The 16,188-nt window shown below is 60.6% G+C and carries 11 protein-coding genes and 1 pseudogene; 8 read left to right on the top strand and 4 right to left on the bottom strand.

The window, feature by feature from the left end; all coding sequences use genetic code 11:
* Positions 1-85 precede the first annotated feature (85 nt).
* Positions 86-808 carry an RNA polymerase sigma factor gene (locus AC1RQK_RS08800; RefSeq protein ID WP_492808571.1) on the top strand — a complete coding sequence of 241 codons (723 nt, stop codon included), beginning with the start codon at positions 86-88 and terminating at the stop codon, positions 806-808.
* A 46-nt stretch (positions 809-854) separates the two neighbouring features.
* Here the strand turns inward: AC1RQK_RS08800 and AC1RQK_RS08795 are convergent, their stop codons facing one another.
* Positions 855-1,619 carry a GntR family transcriptional regulator gene (locus tag AC1RQK_RS08795; RefSeq protein ID WP_492372455.1) on the bottom strand — a complete coding sequence of 255 codons (765 nt, stop codon included), beginning with the start codon at positions 1,617-1,619 and terminating at the stop codon, positions 855-857.
* A gap of 17 nt (positions 1,620-1,636) precedes the next feature.
* Positions 1,637-2,635 carry a Bug family tripartite tricarboxylate transporter substrate binding protein gene (locus tag AC1RQK_RS08790; RefSeq protein ID WP_492808569.1) on the bottom strand — a complete coding sequence of 333 codons (999 nt, stop codon included), beginning with the start codon at positions 2,633-2,635 and terminating at the stop codon, positions 1,637-1,639.
* A 125-nt stretch (positions 2,636-2,760) separates the two neighbouring features.
* On the opposite strand from AC1RQK_RS08790, the gene AC1RQK_RS08785 reads away from it, so the two are divergent.
* The 3 genes from AC1RQK_RS08785 to leuD are packed head-to-tail and all read left to right on the top strand — an operon-like array spanning position 2,761 to position 5,723.
* A complete protein-coding gene (locus AC1RQK_RS08785; protein ID WP_492808568.1) occupies positions 2,761-3,654 on the top strand; it encodes an isocitrate lyase/PEP mutase family protein in 894 nt (297 codons plus the stop codon).
* A 10-nt stretch (positions 3,655-3,664) separates the two neighbouring features.
* Positions 3,665-5,071, top strand: coding sequence for a 3-isopropylmalate dehydratase large subunit (locus AC1RQK_RS08780; RefSeq protein WP_492808566.1), 1,407 nt, complete (start codon positions 3,665-3,667; stop codon positions 5,069-5,071).
* A 10-nt stretch (positions 5,072-5,081) separates the two neighbouring features.
* Positions 5,082-5,723, top strand: a complete 642-nt coding sequence (gene leuD, locus AC1RQK_RS08775; protein ID WP_492372459.1) for a 3-isopropylmalate dehydratase small subunit — start codon at positions 5,082-5,084, stop codon at positions 5,721-5,723.
* Between the two features lie 202 nt (positions 5,724-5,925).
* On the opposite strand, the gene AC1RQK_RS08770 is transcribed toward leuD, so the two are convergent.
* On the bottom strand, positions 5,926-7,065 hold the full coding sequence (locus tag AC1RQK_RS08770) for a GGDEF domain-containing protein (RefSeq protein ID WP_492372460.1): 1,140 nt from the start codon (positions 7,063-7,065) through the stop codon (positions 5,926-5,928).
* A 1,634-nt stretch (positions 7,066-8,699) separates the two neighbouring features.
* Between AC1RQK_RS08770 and AC1RQK_RS08765 the strand changes: the two genes are divergently transcribed.
* The 3 genes from AC1RQK_RS08765 (at position 8,700) to AC1RQK_RS08755 (ending at position 13,303) form a co-directional block, all read left to right on the top strand.
* Entirely contained in the window at positions 8,700-10,904 is a 2,205-nt protein-coding gene (locus AC1RQK_RS08765; RefSeq protein WP_492372461.1) for an OsmC domain/YcaO domain-containing protein, read from the top strand.
* Between the two features lie 187 nt (positions 10,905-11,091).
* The gene (locus tag AC1RQK_RS08760) at positions 11,092-11,772 is read left to right on the top strand and encodes an SMI1/KNR4 family protein (RefSeq protein ID WP_492808564.1); all 681 of its coding nucleotides are present in this window, start codon (positions 11,092-11,094) and stop codon (positions 11,770-11,772) included.
* A 373-nt stretch (positions 11,773-12,145) separates the two neighbouring features.
* Positions 12,146-13,303: an AAA domain-containing protein gene (locus tag AC1RQK_RS08755; protein WP_492808562.1), complete on the top strand. Its 1,158-nt coding sequence runs from the start codon at positions 12,146-12,148 to the stop codon at positions 13,301-13,303.
* Positions 13,304-13,312: 9 nt separating this feature from the next.
* Here the strand turns inward: AC1RQK_RS08755 and AC1RQK_RS08750 are convergent.
* A pseudogene (locus AC1RQK_RS08750) lies at positions 13,313-14,492 on the bottom strand (IS3 family transposase).
* A 94-nt stretch (positions 14,493-14,586) separates the two neighbouring features.
* On the opposite strand from AC1RQK_RS08750, the gene AC1RQK_RS08745 reads away from it, so the two are divergent.
* Positions 14,587-16,140 (top strand): AAA domain-containing protein, encoded by a 1,554-nt coding sequence (locus AC1RQK_RS08745; RefSeq protein WP_492808560.1) that lies wholly within the window; start codon positions 14,587-14,589, stop codon positions 16,138-16,140.
* Positions 16,141-16,188 lie beyond the last annotated feature (48 nt).

Here is a 16,188-nt window from a genome sequence, read left to right as displayed (position 1 = left end):
ATTGCGTCGTCGAGGCGGGAGCGTTCGCGCTGGAATCACCTGTGCGGTTGAGGACTTCGTAGTGGAACACGGAGATAGACGTCTCATGGATACGAGCATTGCGCATTGCGTCAAGGCGCTCGGGACAACTGACGGCGCGGCCGGTGCGGCCTCCCATGCTGGTGAGTCCGGGGTCGTCCTGCGCGACTTCCTGGTATCGAACTATGACCAGCTCCGTCGACGTCTGACGCGCCATGTTGGTTGCCCCGATACGGCGCGCGACAGCCTGCAGGAGGCGTGGCTGCGCCTGGGGAGCGCGACACTTCCTGACGCGGTACGTAGCGCCGAGGCTTACGTGTATCGCGTCGCTTGCAACCTCGCGACGGATCAGTTGCGTGACCGTCGCATTTGGCCATCGCCGCTCGATGCAGACACCGTGTTCGAGCATCTTGCCGACCAAGGACCGGGGCCGGAAGCCGTCGTGGAAGCGCGCTCGGATCTGGCGGCGCTCGATCGCGCGCTGGAGAACGTTCCGGGCCGCCACCGGCGCGTGCTGGTGGGCTTGCGCCTGGAGGAACTGACCCGCGAGGAAGTGGCTGCACGCCATGGCATTTCGCTGCGCAGCGTGGATACGGTGCTGCGTCAGACCCTGGACTACTGTGCGACGCAGACCGGGCGGCGCGCCGTCGGGGGTGTCAACACGCCGCGGCGCGCGTTACTGCACGCGAGAAGGAGGGACTGCGGTGCCTATGCATCGGAAAAGGAGGCGCCAACCGGAGCGTACTCCGCGCTTGTGGATACCGCCCATTCCTTATGCCCGGTCGAATAAGTGTGAACGACATAGACGGACAAATGTTCCTTCGGCAATTGGCGTGCTATGTGCCGCACACGGCTTGATCGGAGCCGCTGCCGGGCACCTGCGCCGCTGCGCCCAGCCTGTTCGTCCCCAGGGCGCGGATCAGCACGTCACGATTGGTCAGGATGTGCTCGCGCATCAGTGCCTCGGCGCGGCCGACCTCGCGCAGCGCCAGCGCGTCCACGATGCGGTAGTGCTCCGCGAGCGCCTGCCGACTGTGGTCGCGCTGGTACAGCAGCATCAGGGCGTCATGGTCGTGGGGATGCGATTTGCTGTCGAAGATGATGGGCAACTGCCGCGCGCGGCGCACGGCGTCGGTCAGCCAGCTGTTGTCCGCCAACTCCAGCAGCGCGTAGTGAAAGTCGAGATTCATGTTCTGCCACTGCAGGGCCTGCTGGTCGTTCCACTCTTGCTCGTGCAGCACCCGCCGCTGAGCCGCCAGCAGGCCGCCCAGGCGCTCCTGTTCGGCATGCAGCAAGCCGCGCTCGCCGATCAGCCGGCAGCCCAAGCCCTCGAGCGTGGCCCGCACGGTGAAGGCGTCCTTGATGTCCTTGGGCTGGAAGCGGCGGACCAGGAAGCCGCGATTGGGCTGGTAGACCAGCAAGCCCTCGTCGGCGAGCCGGGCCAGCGCATCGCGCACCGGCGTGCGGGAGACGCCCAACTCCTGGGCCAGTGTGACCTCCATCAAGTGGGACCCGGGCGGAATCTCGCCGTCGAAGATGCGGTTGCGCAGGGTATCCGCGACTGATAGCGCGCGGGTCCGGGAAGTTTCGGGTGAAGACATCGTTCTGGATTTAGGATTCAGTCGGTGTGGATGTGTCGGCTGCGGATGAGATTACCCCACATTGTCCGCTCGCCGGCAAGGAACCGGCTGGTCTGCTCGGGTGTCGAGGGGAATTTCTCTGCTCCGCTGGCCTCGATCGCCTGGGCGAGCTGCCCGTCATCGAGCGCCTGCGCGAGAGCGCCATGCAGCTTGCCGACGATCTCCTTCGGCGTTTCGGCCCGCGTGAACAGGCAGGTCCAGCTATAGATCTCCACCGGGATGCCCGCCTCCGTCAGCGTGGGCACGTCCGGCAGCGACGCGATCCGCGCGCGCGACGTTACCGCGAGCGGCCGCAGCGTGCCGCTGCGGATATGGGGCAGCACGGTGGCCGGATTGGAAAACATCATCTGTACCTGGCCGCCGATGGTGTCCGCGATGGCCGGGGCATTGCCGCGATAGGGGATGTGCGTGAGCACGACGCCGGCCGCCTGCGCGAACAGTTCGCCAGACAGGTGGGAAGTGTTGCCATTGCCCGCGCTGCCGAAATTGATCTGCCCGGGCTGCGCCCGTGCCATGCGCAGCAGGTCCGCCAAGGTCTTCGCCTTCGATGCCGCATTGACGACGAGCACGTTCGGGCCGCGGCTGACGCAGCCGACCGGCGTGAAGTCGCGCGCCGGATCGTAGGGCGGGCGCGCCATCAGCAAGGGTGCGTTGATCTGCTCGGCGGGCGTCCCCAGCAGCAGGGAATAGCCGTCCGCCGGCGCGCGCAAGACCTGCGCGGCACCCAGCGTGCCGCTGGCGCCGCTCTTGTTCTCCACCACCACGGATTGGCCCAACTGCCGGGACAGGTTCTTCGACAGCAGGCGGGCGATCGTGTCGGTGGTCCCGCCGGCAGGGAATGGCACGACCAGCGAGAGCGGTCGCGCGGGCCATGCAACGCTCGTTTCGGCGTGCGCCCAGCAGGCGGGGCAGATGGTGCCGACGAGCGCGAGCAGCAGGACGGGGCGAGTCCGGCGTAGGGATTTCAGGCTTGGCATGTGCAGGTCTCCTTTCTTCTGTATGTATGCATGTTAGCATAATTAATGCTTCATGATTACTTTATTTCTTGAAAATATAAAAACATGCATACATACTGTGCGAACCACGACCACCAAGACTCATCATGCGAAAGACTGCATTACTCCAGAAACTGATCCACGCGCCGGAACTCCTTGTCATGCCCGGTGCCTTTGACCCCCTGTCCGCCCGCATCGCGCAGGAGGCGGGTTTTCCCGCGGTGCAGTGCTCCGGCTTCGGCATTTCCGTGAGCCGGCTGGGACTGCCGGACTACAGCTTCCTCTCGCTGTCCGATATGGTCGCGGCCACGCAGCAGATAGTCGACGCCATCGACCTGCCGGTCATGGCCGACGGCGATACCGGCTTCGGCAATGCCGTCAACGCTTGGTATGCGGTCAAGGCCTTTGAGCGCATTGGCTGCGCGGGCGTCAATATCGAGGACCAGGTCATGCCCAAGCGCTGCGGCCACCTGGAGGGCAAATCCATCGTGCCGCTGGACGAAGCAGTGCAGAAGATTCGCGCTTGCGCCGAGGCGCGCACGGATCCGGATTTCGTGATCAACGCGCGTACGGACGCGCTTGCCGTAGGCGGCATCGAGGAAGTGATCCGTCGCGGCAATGCCTACCTGGAGGCGGGGGCGACCATGATCTTCGTGGACGGCATGACGTCCAAGGAGCTGGCGCGGCAGGCCGTGCAGGGAATTCGCGGGCCAGTGGCGATCAATGTGGTCGAAGGCGGCAAGTCGCCCGAAGCCTTCACGTTCGAGGAGATGCAGGGCATCGGCATCGCGCGCGTGAGCCTGCCCGCCACGCTGATGCTGGCGGCCATCCAGGGCATGCGCGACGCGCTGGCGGCGCTGCGTGCCAACGGTTACGCCGGTGGCCCCGGCGCGCGGTTGGCGGACTTTCGCGAGCAGCTCGAGCTGGTCGGCTTCAAGGAGGTGTTCGCGCTGGAGCAGCGCTATTTGGCCGGGCTGCAGCATCCCGGCACCGCACGGTGAGGTGAGCATTATGTATGCATCACCGCGCAACATCATCGAGAAGATCTGGGACCAGCACGTTGTGGCCCAGCTGGAGGGCGAGCAGGCGCTGCTACATGTCGACCGGGTCTTCCTGCACGACCGCGCCGGGCCGCGCGTGCTGGCCGGCCTGGAGGAGGGGGGGCATCGCGTGGCGCATCCGAGCCTTGTGTTCGGCACCATGGACCACATTGTCGACACTCAGCCGGGCCGGGGCGACGACACGCTGGTTCGGGGCGGGCGCAGCTTCATTGAGGCCTTTCGCGCCGCCACGCGGCGCTCGGGCATCCGCCTGTTCGACCTGGGCACTCCACGCCAGGGCATCGCGCACGTGATCTCCCCGGAGCTGGGCATTGCCTTGCCGGGCAGCACCCTGGTCTGCTGCGACAGCCATACCTGCACTGTTGGGGGCATTGGCGCGCTGGCATGGGGCATCGGCACTACCGAAGGCGAGCACGCTGTCGCCACGCAGTGTCTGGTGCGAAGCAAGCCACGGACGATGCGGGTATCGTTCCAGGGCAGCCTCGGGCCGGCGGTGTCGGCCAAGGACATGGTGCTGGCCTTGATCGGCAGGTTCGGCGTCAGCGGTGGCGACGGGCATGCCATCGAATTTTCGGGCGAGGCAGTGCGGACGCTGGACGTTGAGGGGCGGCTGACCCTATGTAATATGGCCGTCGAGTTCGGCGCCTGGACTGGTCTGGTGGCGCCAGACGCGCGTACCGTCGAATGGCTGGCGGGGCGACCCTTTGCCCCTTCAGGTGCCGCCTGGGATGCAGCGGTTTCGGATTGGCTCGCGCTGCGCTCGGACGACGACGCGCACTGGGACAAGGAACTGGAGCTGGACTGCGCGGAGCTCGTTCCCCAGGTGAGCTGGGGAACCCATCCCGGCCAGGTCGTGGGCATCACCGGCACAGTGCCGCCTCCCGCCGACGCGGATGCCGAGCGCGCGCTGCGCTATATGGAGCTGCACCCCGGGCAGCCGATGCTGGGGACTCCCATCGATGCGGCTTTCATCGGCTCCTGCACCAATAGCCGCCTGCCCGACCTGCGCGCCGCCGCGCAGGTGGTGCGAGGACGACGCGTGCGCCCTGGCGTAAAGGCCATCGTGGTGCCCGGATCGACCAGTGTGAAGCATGCCGCAGAAAGCGAGGGCCTGGATCGCGTGTTCACGGAAGCTGGCTTCGAGTGGCGCGAAAGCGGCTGCTCGTTGTGCTTCTTCGCCGGCGGCGATAACTTCGACCAGCCTGGCAAGCCGGGGCGCCGCGTGATCACCAGCACCAACCGCAACTTCGAGGGCAGGCAGGGCCCGGGCGTGCGCTCTCACCTGGCCAGCCCGGCAACGGTGGCCGCCTCAGCCGTCGCCGGCTGCATCGCCGATCCACGCCCGCTGCTGCGCTAGGGAGCATCACATGGAACAGTTCATCCAACTGAAGGGAATCGCCGCTGCGCTGATGCGAGCCAACATCGATACCGACCTTCTCATTCCCTCGCGCGAGATCAACTCACCCGGGCGAGATGGCTATGGTGAGAAGCTGCTCGCGCCTTGGCGCTATGAAGCCAGCGGGAGCGGGAACGGACAGCGCGTCGAGCGCCCCGACTTTGTGCTCAATCGCGAACCCTACCGCCGGGCGACGATCCTGCTGACCGGCGAGAACTTCGGCAGCGGATCCTCGCGCGAGGCCGCCGTCTGGGCGGTGCGGCAGTTTGGCCTTCGCTGCGTCATCGCGCCGTCGTTCGGCGCGATCTTCCAGAGCAACTGCTACCGCAATGGCGTGCTGCCGGTGGTGCTGCCCGCGAATGAAATTGCCGTGCTGGCCGCCGAAGCCGAGCGGGAGGTGCTGGAGCTGACCGTCGATCTTGAGTCCTGCACGGTGCAGCACCCGCAGGGCCGCTGCTTGCCGTTCATCGTACCCCCGAGCGAACGCACCCTGCTGCTCGAAGGGCTCGATGCCATTGGCCTGACTTTGAAGCGCCGGGCCGAGATCGAGGCGTACCAGGCGGCGCTGCGTGAGGCGCGTCCCTGGGTTTTGGCCGTAGAAGAGCCGCTTTGACATCTCAGGTGGCCAGAGACCATGCTGGCCACCTCACCGCAACGGTTCGACACAGACCATGACAAACACTGCATTCATCGGACTCGGCTACATTGTCGATATCACGCACCCGGACGGCAAGATCGCGCATTGCATCTCGCGATGAGTGGCGTCGTTAAGACGTCTCGATGCCGCTCCCGACCTCGGCTTGGGGTGGCTGGATCTACACGGCGCTCGTCTTCACGAGGTTGCGCCCGCCGCCCTTCGCCGCATAACAAGCACTGTCTGCTGTCTTTATCCAGGCTTCCCACGCCCCGCCATTCCGGTCGCTCCAGGCCACACCGATGCTCGCGGTAACGCTAACGCTAACGCGCCCGCCGTCGATCACAATGGACATTGCTTCGATTCGCTTGCGAAGCCGTTCAGCGACCGCTCTGGCATCTTGCTCGTCGACGTTCGGAAGAAAGAGCGCGAACTCCTCGCCCCCGTATCGCGCAAGGACGTCTCCCTCCCGCAATCCATCTCGGACAGCTGTAGCCACCGACGCCAGTACGAGGTCCCCCACAGGATGTCCGAATCTGTCGTTGATCTGCTTGAAGTGGTCCACATCCAGGATTGCGAGAGCGCTGTTTGCGAGCGGCGCTGGGGGAAGGCGCCCCAGGAACCAGCGGCGGTTACCGACGCCGGTCAGTGCATCGGTGTCCGCTGCAAGCTGAAGACCCGCCTCGCGCCGCTCCCTGACGAGCGTCACAACCAGCAGCGCAATCCAGAAATTGAAGAATATCTGAAGAAAAAAGGCAGCCGAAAAGTCAAATTCCGATGGAATATCGAGAACGATGCAAACGAGGCGAACAGCATAGATCAGCGCACTCACCAGGAGGCACGCAGCCAACGGACGACGCGCAGGCAGTGGCTCGCTATGTCGGTCCAGCCATATCTCGACTGCCGAAGCCGCCAGGGACATTACCGCGGTCAGGTGAAAGACGCTCGCCCGCTGAGAATTCACAAGCGGGAATCCCGACACTATGCCAAATATGAACCACACCGCCGGCACGAGTATGACAATCCAGTAATGGCTCCGGCGGCGACCACTTAGGCGCCGTATGCCGTCCCAGAGCAGCGGATAGGCGATCGTCCCTAAAAGAAGACTCAAATGCGTCCACAGCCAAAGCGGTAAGGCGGCCCGCTCCCCAAACGCAGCCAGCACTGCACCGATTGCCAAGGCAATCAAAGCAACGGCGAGACGCCCTAGACCCGTGGGCCGGGACGAACGCTTGCGGCTATGCAATATCGCCGCGGCGCCTGCAATCAACGAGGTGTTGTGCAGAAGAATAATGGTGCCCACATCGAAAGTCAGGTGCATATAGCCCCTTCGGTTCCCATACGCGAATTATCGAAGAAGCACTTTTTCACAAAGATGACTGGCGCGATTGGGATTTGCCCCAGCCCAAATCGCGCATGCCCAGTGACTCGCCGCGGAGCCGGTTAGCGAGGCCTACCTTGGTATCGAAGTGGACGACGCGCTCGAAACGGCTGCGCAAACCGAAGTATAACGGCGGCCGGGCCGGCGAACCGTCGCGTGTCTGCTGCGGACCGGACATCCGAATGCATAGTCACGACCCTGGAGGGTTCGACAACATCTGGGTCGGCCGATGGTACCGGTACCGCCGCTTCGTTTAAAGCCTCTTTTGGTACTTCGATCGACGCCGGCGGCAACGTCTACGTGGCCGATGCTGGCAACTGTGCGATTAGCAAGATCACTCCGCTGCAATGAGAGCGCGGCTCTGCCAGTATCGTCTTGCAAGTGCGGTGAAGTTGGGGCGCGTGAGCTTGTAGGTGGAGCTCCAAGCGATCACTCGTCGTGATGGACATTCATGATGGACGGTAAGTCGCCGGGTCGGGAGTGGGCGGAAGGCAAGCTGCCTCCGACGTTGATTCGTGCGTTGATTGGTGGATCTCGGCTTGTTGCAAAGAGGTAGGAGGAGGCTCCCACGACCGTCGACCAGTTCGGAGAATGGACGTCGTAGTGCAAGTTCTACCGGACAGGCAGATGGGGCGTTTTGCTGAGGGCTTGGCCTCGTACGCGGCAGGCTAAACATACCCAAGGGTTGAGTGCAAACGCACGGGGATATGACGAGCCGTCAATTCGATCCCCACATTTACCACTCAAGGAGAGGCCATGGATGCGAGTCCGGACCCATACGGATCCAGCCTGTTCGTGATGGAAGCGCATCTGCGAGACTACTTGGCGACGAATCCACGGACTTTCCCGGGGCAGGCCGACTTGGCCTGTGGCCTCGGCACTCACCGCGACTTCGTCTTCAAAACTCGGGCCGCCTTCTCCGGAAATAGGTGATGCCACTCTTGGCGTGCCGTCGATACCACGATCGTGATCAGACCGTATCTGTGTCCCCCGATTGGCGTAGCCCAGCAGGTCGGCGGAGGGCGGGCAGGGCACGGCACCTTTTGTATCCTCTGGGTTGATTTATAATGGCGTGGCCAGCGTCGTCGCCCCGCAAATCGCTCCATCTCCCGCACCAGCAAAAGTTCAGCGCGGCCGACGGTAAAAGCGACGATAAAGTCCCATGCTAATCGCTGCCAATCCCCTAACCACGCGGGTCTGGGCGGCCTGTTGATGATGGAGTGGGGGTGGAATTCCCGTTCGGAAACATGATTCGCTAGTTGATTGACTATTAAAGCCCTGTTTTCACAGGGCTTTATATTTCGGATTGTCGCCTGGTAGTTCTCGCATTCTGGAGAGTGTTGGAGGAACTCGTGGCGATTCAGTTTGGTACAACGGCACTTGGCGCTGCCGTGGAGGTCGGCGTGGCACATGGAAGCTCGCCGATCCCAGCCATGTCCCGCGCCATGGCGTTCGCCTGAAAAATTATCCGTATGCGGCAGCGTTTGCGAAAGCTTCGATGCATTGCACGGCACCAGCGTGGCGGCGGATAGTAGTGGCTACGTCATTTTGTGCACCATTTTCAGAATTCCCCCATGGAAATTAAAGTCAACTTTCTCGATAAGCTACGTCTTGAAGCTAAGTTCGATGACTTCACCGTAGTGGCCGACCAGCCTATCCGTTATAAGGGCGACGGCTCGGCGCCTGGTCCTTTTGATTATTTTCTGGCCTCATCGGCCTTGTGTGCCGCTTACTTCGTGAAGTTGTACTGCGTAACCCGCAATATTCCTACCGAGAATATCCGCCTGTCGCAGAATAATATTGTTGATCCGGAAAATCGTTACCAACAGATTTTCAAGATTCAGGTTGAGTTACCGGCGGATATCTCGGAGGCGGACCGTCGAGGTATTTTGCGCTCTATCGAGCGTTGTACGGTGAAAAAAGTGGTGCAAGCCGGCCCCGAGTTTGTCATCGAAGAAGTAGAGAACCTGGATGCCGATGCTCAGTCGTTGCTGATGTTGACGCCGGCATCTGACGCCAGCACCTATATTGCGGGCAAGGATCTGCCGTTGGAGCAAACCATCGCCAATATGTCGGGCATTTTGGCGGATCTGGGCATGAAGATTGAAATCGCTTCATGGCGCAATATCGTTCCCAATGTGTGGTCGCTGCATATCCGCGATGCGCACTCGCCGATGTGTTTTACCAATGGCAAGGGTGCGACCAAGGAAAGCGCACTGGCATCGGCGTTGGGGGAGTTTATCGAGCGCCTGAATTGCAACCATTTCTATGGTGGTACGTTTTGGGGTGAAGACATCGCCAATGCGGCGTTTGTTCACTACCCGAACGAGCGCTGGTTCAAGCCTGGCCCTGAAGATGCGCTGCCGGCCGAAATTCTGGATGCGTACTGCCTGCAAATTTATAATCCCGATGGCGAGTTGTATGGCTCGCATCTGTACGACACTAACTCCGGCAATGTGCAGCGCGGTATCTGTTCGCTGCCGTATGTGCGGCAGTCGGACGGCGAAGTGGTGTATTTTCCGTCCAACCTGGTCGAAAACCTATTCGTCAGCAATGGCATGAGTGCCGGTAATACGCTGGCTGAAGCGCAGGTGCAATGCCTGTCCGAAATTTTCGAACGGGCGGTAAAGCGCGAAATTCTGGAAGGTGAAATCGCATTGCCTGATGTGCCGCACGAAGTGCTGGCGAAATACCCTGGCATTCTGGCCGGGATTCAGGGGTTGGAAGAGCAGGGCTTTCCGGTGCTGGTAAAGGACGCGTCGCTGGGTGGGACCTATCCGGTGATGTGCGTCACCTTGATGAACCCGCGGACAGGCGGTGTCTTTGCCTCGTTCGGCGCGCACCCAAGCTTCGAGGTGGCGCTGGAACGGAGTCTGACGGAATTGCTGCAGGGGCGCAGTTTTGAGGGCCTGAACGATTTACCTCAGCCCACCTTTGTCAGTAACGCCGTGACTGAATCAAATAACTTTGTTGAGCACTTTATTGATTCCAGCGGTGTGGTGTCGTGGCGCTTTTTCAGCGCCAAGGCGAATTTCGACTTTGTGGAGTGGGATTTTTCTGGCCAAGGTGAAAACTCCAATGCCGAGGAAGCCGCCACGTTGTTCGGCATTCTCGAGGACATGGGCAAGGAGGTATACATGGCGGTGTATGACCAGTTGGGCGCCGTGGCCTGCCGCATTTTAGTGCCCGGTTATTCGGAAGTTTACCCGGTGGAGGATTTGATCTGGGATAACACAAACAAGGCACTGTTGTTCCGCGCCGATATTCTGAATGTGCATCGCCTGGACGATGCCGGCCTGGCAGATCTGCTTGAGCGGCTGGAGAACAGTGAGCTGGATGAGTACTCCGATATTGCCACTTTGATCGGCATCGAATTTGACGAGAATACGGACTGGGGGAAGCTAACAGTTCTCGAGTTGAAGCTGCTGATTCATCTCGCCTTGCGGCAATTTGAGGAGGCGCAAGAACTGGTGGGCGCCTTCCTGCAATACAACGACAATACGGTCGAGCGTGGATTGTTCTACCAGGCCTTGAATGTGGTGCTGGAGGTGCTGCTCGACGACGACCTGGAACTAGACGACTACGCGGTCAATTTCCGTCGGATGTTTGGCGACGCTCGGATGGACGCCGTAATGGGGTCAGTGGACGGCAGCGTGCGCTTCTTCGGGTTGACGCCAACGAGTATGAAACTGGAGGGCCTCGATAGGCACCACCGCCTGATCGACAGTTGCAAAAAACTGCATAAGGCGCGGGCCAATGCGGCGGCTTCAGCCAGTTAGGGTTATGCGTCATGGCTGGATAAAGGCTAGGGCAATCTTTTTTTCCCGGCGGCCTCAAATCTGAAGTGCAACACCTTGCAATAAGAGGCAGTCAGTGAGCTAAGCCCGCGATTCCGCGGGCTTAGTTACGTCTGGGCGCATCCAGATATCTGGCATCGACCGGCAGCATCCCACGGAGAGATCACGGATGGACACTTTTTCAGCACTAGCGGACGCCAGCGGCATCACCTTGCCAGCTATCCTGAGGCAACTGATTGACACAGGGCGCACCGGCTACAGCGCCGACATCGAGGCCTGGCGCACCGACTGGAAGGCCCATACGCTGGCTGCGCAACCGGTGCTTTCCTGCGTCTATGATCTGGAGTGGATCGACGCGAAGCAGGCCGGGGAGTTCATCGCCAAATGGCTGAATCCGGCCTTCCAGCACGGCAGGCGCTTCCTGCCGTTCGCGCAGACCGGGGCGGGCGATGCCTACTGCTTGACGCCGCTAGCCAACGGCGACATCGGCGTGGCGCTGGTCTGGCACGACCGCGGCACAAGCCGGATCGAAGCCGTCTCATTCGCGGCCTTCGTCTATGAGGCCCTGGTGCGCAGCGCGGCGGACTTCTCGCATCTGCTCGACGACGATTACAGCCCCGCCGAGGCGGTACAGTGCGTGGCGGCGAACATCGAGGCCTTGCGGGGGTATCTGCCCGAGGCGATGCGGGCCGGACTGGAGCGCGTGCTTGCCGATGCCTTGCCGGAACCCGATGATGAGGCGGCGAAGATGATCAGCGACGAGACCGCGCAGGCAGTGCTGGCTTTGCTGCCGGAGGTGGAAGACGATGCGTTTGCGGTGGTGGCGCGGTGGGAGTGCGGGAAGCGGTGAGGCGGGCGCACTGCCGCCCCGCCTGGCGCGTTAGCCCTGCAGGCATTTCAGCAGTGCGCCATTGACAATCCAGGGCTTTGCTAGTTTCAAGTACTAGTTGACGTTGCAAAAACGTGCCTGTAGGCAGGGGGCCGGCGTTGGATCGCGGTGGCAGAGGATAGCTTCTAGCAAGCTACGTGTACGCCGGTCTCAATCTACAGTCGTATCTTTGAGGGGCGCCTACGGGCAAGGCCCGCTCGTCTTATGAAGCGTGTACTAGCTCGCCTTAGCAGGTGGGGATGTACATGCCGGCGGGTCTTTTGGGTTGGGTGGCGTTTAGAATGGAAAACATTTGATGTTTTTATGCTTGGAGTAACTCTTGCATAAGGGGCATATGGTTTCCATCTGTGTGAACGGTAAAGACAAAACCAGGCAAATCAGCGACTGGAAGATATGGTGGAACTCTCAACAGGGGGAGTTGATGCTGACTTGCCGTTTTCCCTCCGGCAAGTCTTACGACAGTCCGCTCAGCAGTTGCAAAATTGAACCTACCGAGGTGGTGCAAGGAAAGCTCCTGTCAAAAAAAGGAGGCGCGGTATTCAGTGCCATCGACAGGGCGGTGATCTATGGCGGGAAGTATGCCGCCGTTCAGTATCGCGGGAAGCAAAAAATCTACGTAATGAACGCGGATCGTATTGCGTTCTGCCCGGAGACGACGATCAAGGACGAGCCCATATTCCGCTACTTCGGCGTCGTGGCAAAAGCCCGGGAAGAGCAGGCCAATCAGCAGGACAAGCCCATTTCCAAGAATGTGCGGCTTCAACTGGAGATGGTGCTTCCTCACGAGGACACCGCGCTGCACGCTTACTGCACAGGACAGAACCGACCGCGGGAGCGGCCGGGTAGTTTTATTTACCCTTTCGGCGTCAACGAAAGCCAGCTCAACGCAGTGGAGCAGGCCTTCACCTCCCAAATCAGTCTGATCGAAGGACCCCCTGGTACGGGGAAGACGCAAACGATATTGAACATTATCGCCAATATCGTGTTGCGGGGAAAATCCGTCGCTATCCTGTCCAATAACAATGCTGCTGTGGGAAACGTTTATGAAAAACTAGGCAAGGTTGGGCTGGACTATGTGGTCGCCAAGCTGGGCAGTAAGCAGATTCGAGCGGACTTCTTCAAAGACGTACCGGCCGTGCCCTCAGAAACCCCGGCACCTGCGCCCTCCATGGATCATATTCAAGCCGTTCTGCAGAAGCTGAAGCAGCATCTTCATGCCCAGGACGCGGTGGCACGGCTACAGGCCGAGATCGATGAATTGACCATAGAGCAGCGCTATCTGCTGCAATGGCAGCGCGAAAACATGGTGGTGGCGCCAGTCCCTCTGGCGAAGTACAGTCTGTCCCCACGAAAATCCTCGGACCTGATGGCTTATTTGGCCTATCTTGCCACGAATCGCATCAGGCTCAAGGACAGGATCGATTTGTTGTTGAATTTCAAGATCCTGCGTACGAAACCCTTTGAGCTTGCCCCTGTTTCACGAATCCCATAGCCGAGGCCATCAGGCCGCTTGCCCTTGCTGGGCAGCGGCCCAATTCTTCTCGAACGTCATAGGGCTGACGTAGTTCAATGTCGAATGCAGCCGGCGAGCATTGTAGAAGCCGAGCCAGTCGACGATTTCATCCATCGCGGCACGCCGCGTCGCGAAGCGCCGACTGTGCAGTCGCGCAACCTTCAGTGAACCCACAGGCTTTCGGTGGGCGCATTATCCCAACAATCGCCGCGCCGGCTCATCGATGAACGCATGCCGTACGCCTTGAGCGTGTCCTGGAAGAGCCCGCCGCAGTACTGGCTGCCACGGTCGCTATGCACAATCACGCCGGCATCGGGGCGACGCCGGAACCATGCCATGCGCAACGCATCCGTGACCAACTCGGCCTTCATATGCGGTTGCATCGACCAGCCCACCACCTGCCGGCTGAACAGGTCGATGATGACGGCCAGGTACAGCCAGCCTTCGGCCGTCGCCACGTAGGTGATGTCGCTCGTCCAGACCCGATTCGGCGCCGTCGCCGTGAAGTTGCGTTCCAGTAGATTCGGTGCCACAGGCAGGCCATGCTTCGAGTTCGTCGTCGCGATGTACTTTCGCTTGTGCCGGGCACGCACGCCGTGTTGCACCATCAGCTTGCGCACGCGCTCCTTTCCCACCCGTACGCCGCGCGCAACCAGCTCTTTCCACATGCGCGGCCAACCGTACTCGCCTTTGACCTCCGCGTGAATCGCCTTGATATGCGCCAGCAGCGAGTCGTCGCTCACGCGGCTGCGCTGTGGCTTGTCCTTGGCGGCGCGCTGCCGCCGTTGATGAAAGCCGCTGGGGCTGACTTCCAGCACCTCGCATAGCACCGAAATCGGCCAGTGGTGACGATTGCGTTCGATAAAAGCGTACTTCACGTCGAGTCCTTCGCGAAGTACGCGCACGCCTTTTTTAGGATGTCACGCTCCATCTTCAGGCGTGCCACTTCGGCACGAAGTCTCGACAATTCCATCTGCTCCGCGCTGACCGGCTTCGTGCCGGCCCCGCCGAGCTTGCCTTCCTGCTCAGCCTTGACCCAGTTGGAAATCGACTGCCCTGGCACGCCCAGCGCCGCAGCCGCCGCCGCATTGCTCTGGCCGGCCTTGACCAGCCGAACCGCTTCCAGCTTGAATTCGAGCGTGTAGCGCGCTCGCTTCGTTTTGCTCATCTTTTCGACTCTCCTTGCTTGAGTTTAAACGCTCAGCAAGGGATTCGTTTTTCGGGGGCAAGCTCACTTCGATGATTGGGAAAAGCGAAAATCCATGATCTATGCCTTGCAGCTTCACTACTACGAGAATGCGCTGCGGGATAAGGAATCGGCATTGGCAGCTTATCGGGAGGCGTTGGAGCGTGGCAACTTCAAGGCGTTGCTGAATGATCTCGCCGCCGGGTCGATGGCACATCTTAAACACCATCTTCATCAGTATGTCCCGCGTCAGGAAGAATTCGATTCGGAAAATTACCGCGCGAAGTTCGGTGAGTTTGTGAAGCGTTTTCCAATTATCGGTAGCAGTACGCATTCCATCGTCAACTCGATCGGCCGCGGTGCGATGCTCGACTATGTCATCATCGACGAGGCTTCGCAGCAGGATATCGTCCCGGGGATACTGGCGCTGGGCTGCGCCAGAAACCTGATCATCGTTGGCGACAGAAAGCAGCTCCCGCACATTCCGGCGAATCTGGGCATCGCACCGCCCGCTGAATTCTACGATTGCGACAAATACAGCCTGCTCGATTCGTGCGTCGGCGTTTTCAATGACTCGATCCCGGTGACGCTGCTGAAAGAGCATTACCGGTGCCACCCCAGAATCATCCAGTTCTGCAACCAGCAGTTTTACGACAACCGGCTCGTTCCAATGACGCAAGACGCTGGCGAAAAGTCGCTGAAGCTGCTCGTCACTGCCAAGGGAAACCACACGCGAAATAACTCGAATCGGAGAGAGCTGGATTCACTGCTCGAGACGCTCAAATGGGATGGAGAGAGCGACTGGGACAGCGAGAATGGCCGGGGATTCATTGCCCCTTACAACGCTCAGGTCGCGCTTTCTCGCGCGCATTTGCCGCCTGATTTCGTCAAGGACACAGTGCACAAGTTTCAGGGCCGGGAGTGCGACGAGATTGTCTTTTCCACCGTGCTGGACAAGAAGCGCAGTAGCCAGCGAGGCCTGACCTTTGTGGATGATCCCCACTTGGTCAATGTGGCAGTATCGCGGGCCAGGAGCAAATTCACCCTGGTGACGGGCGACGACGTCTTTGCCGCGAACAACGGGCATATTGCCGCCTTGGTGCGTTACATCGAATACTACGCGGATGAAAAGCTGATCCATCGCGCCCCCGTCGTGTCGGCCTTCGACCTGCTCTACACGGAATACGATCAATCTCTGGAAAGGCTCAATGCCAGGTTGCGCTCAGGCGATTCGCGATACAAGTCCGAGCAGATCGTGGCGCAGATACTGCGTGATGCGTTGTCCCAGGAGGCCTATCGGGCGATGACGTTCCACGCCCAGATCGCCCTGATCCAGTTGGTCTCATCGGCCAACGAGGCAATGACGTCGCGGGAGCGGGATTTCATGAGAAACCGTGCCAGTTGCGATTTTGTGCTGTATTTCAAGGTGGGGAAAACGCCGCTGGGCGTGATCGAGGTCGATGGTGGGTCTCATGGCGAGGCACCGCAGGCCGAGCGGGATGCGTTGAAAGACAGCATCCTGAGAAAAAGCGAAATCCCCTTGCTCCGATTGCAAACCGTAGAGAGCCACATCGAAGAAAAGGTTGCGGAATTCTTGGCTCGGTGGGCAAGCGGCGCTTCAACCGCTTGAGGGAAATGGGTGGCGCTTTCTCCCTTGGAAAAACTTCACTACGCCTCG

The sequence above is a fragment of the Cupriavidus sp. GW822-FHT02D05 genome (genome assembly GCF_058802485.1).
Note: the sequence above shows the minus strand (reverse complement) of the source record. Positions and strands in the feature narration are given on the sequence as shown.

What these genes read in the sequence shown, in the direction of transcription:
- AC1RQK_RS08765 (WP_492372461.1), top strand. Translation starts at nt 8,700, where the DNA reads ATGGAAATTAAAGTCAACTTTCTCGATAAGCTACGTCTTGAAGCTAAG.
- AC1RQK_RS08790 (WP_492808569.1), bottom strand. Translation starts at nt 2,635, where the DNA reads ATGCCAAGCCTGAAATCCCTACGCCGGACTCGCCCCGTCCTGCTGCTC.
- AC1RQK_RS08785 (WP_492808568.1), top strand. Translation starts at nt 2,761, where the DNA reads ATGCGAAAGACTGCATTACTCCAGAAACTGATCCACGCGCCGGAACTC.
- AC1RQK_RS08800 (WP_492808571.1), top strand. Translation starts at nt 86, where the DNA reads ATGGATACGAGCATTGCGCATTGCGTCAAGGCGCTCGGGACAACTGAC.
- leuD (WP_492372459.1), top strand. Translation starts at nt 5,082, where the DNA reads ATGGAACAGTTCATCCAACTGAAGGGAATCGCCGCTGCGCTGATGCGA.
- AC1RQK_RS08755 (WP_492808562.1), top strand. Translation starts at nt 12,146, where the DNA reads ATGGTTTCCATCTGTGTGAACGGTAAAGACAAAACCAGGCAAATCAGC.
- AC1RQK_RS08760 (WP_492808564.1), top strand. Translation starts at nt 11,092, where the DNA reads ATGGACACTTTTTCAGCACTAGCGGACGCCAGCGGCATCACCTTGCCA.
- AC1RQK_RS08770 (WP_492372460.1), bottom strand. Translation starts at nt 7,065, where the DNA reads ATGCACCTGACTTTCGATGTGGGCACCATTATTCTTCTGCACAACACC.
- AC1RQK_RS08795 (WP_492372455.1), bottom strand. Translation starts at nt 1,619, where the DNA reads ATGTCTTCACCCGAAACTTCCCGGACCCGCGCGCTATCAGTCGCGGAT.
- AC1RQK_RS08780 (WP_492808566.1), top strand. Translation starts at nt 3,665, where the DNA reads ATGTATGCATCACCGCGCAACATCATCGAGAAGATCTGGGACCAGCAC.
- AC1RQK_RS08745 (WP_492808560.1), top strand. Translation starts at nt 14,587, where the DNA reads ATGATCTATGCCTTGCAGCTTCACTACTACGAGAATGCGCTGCGGGAT.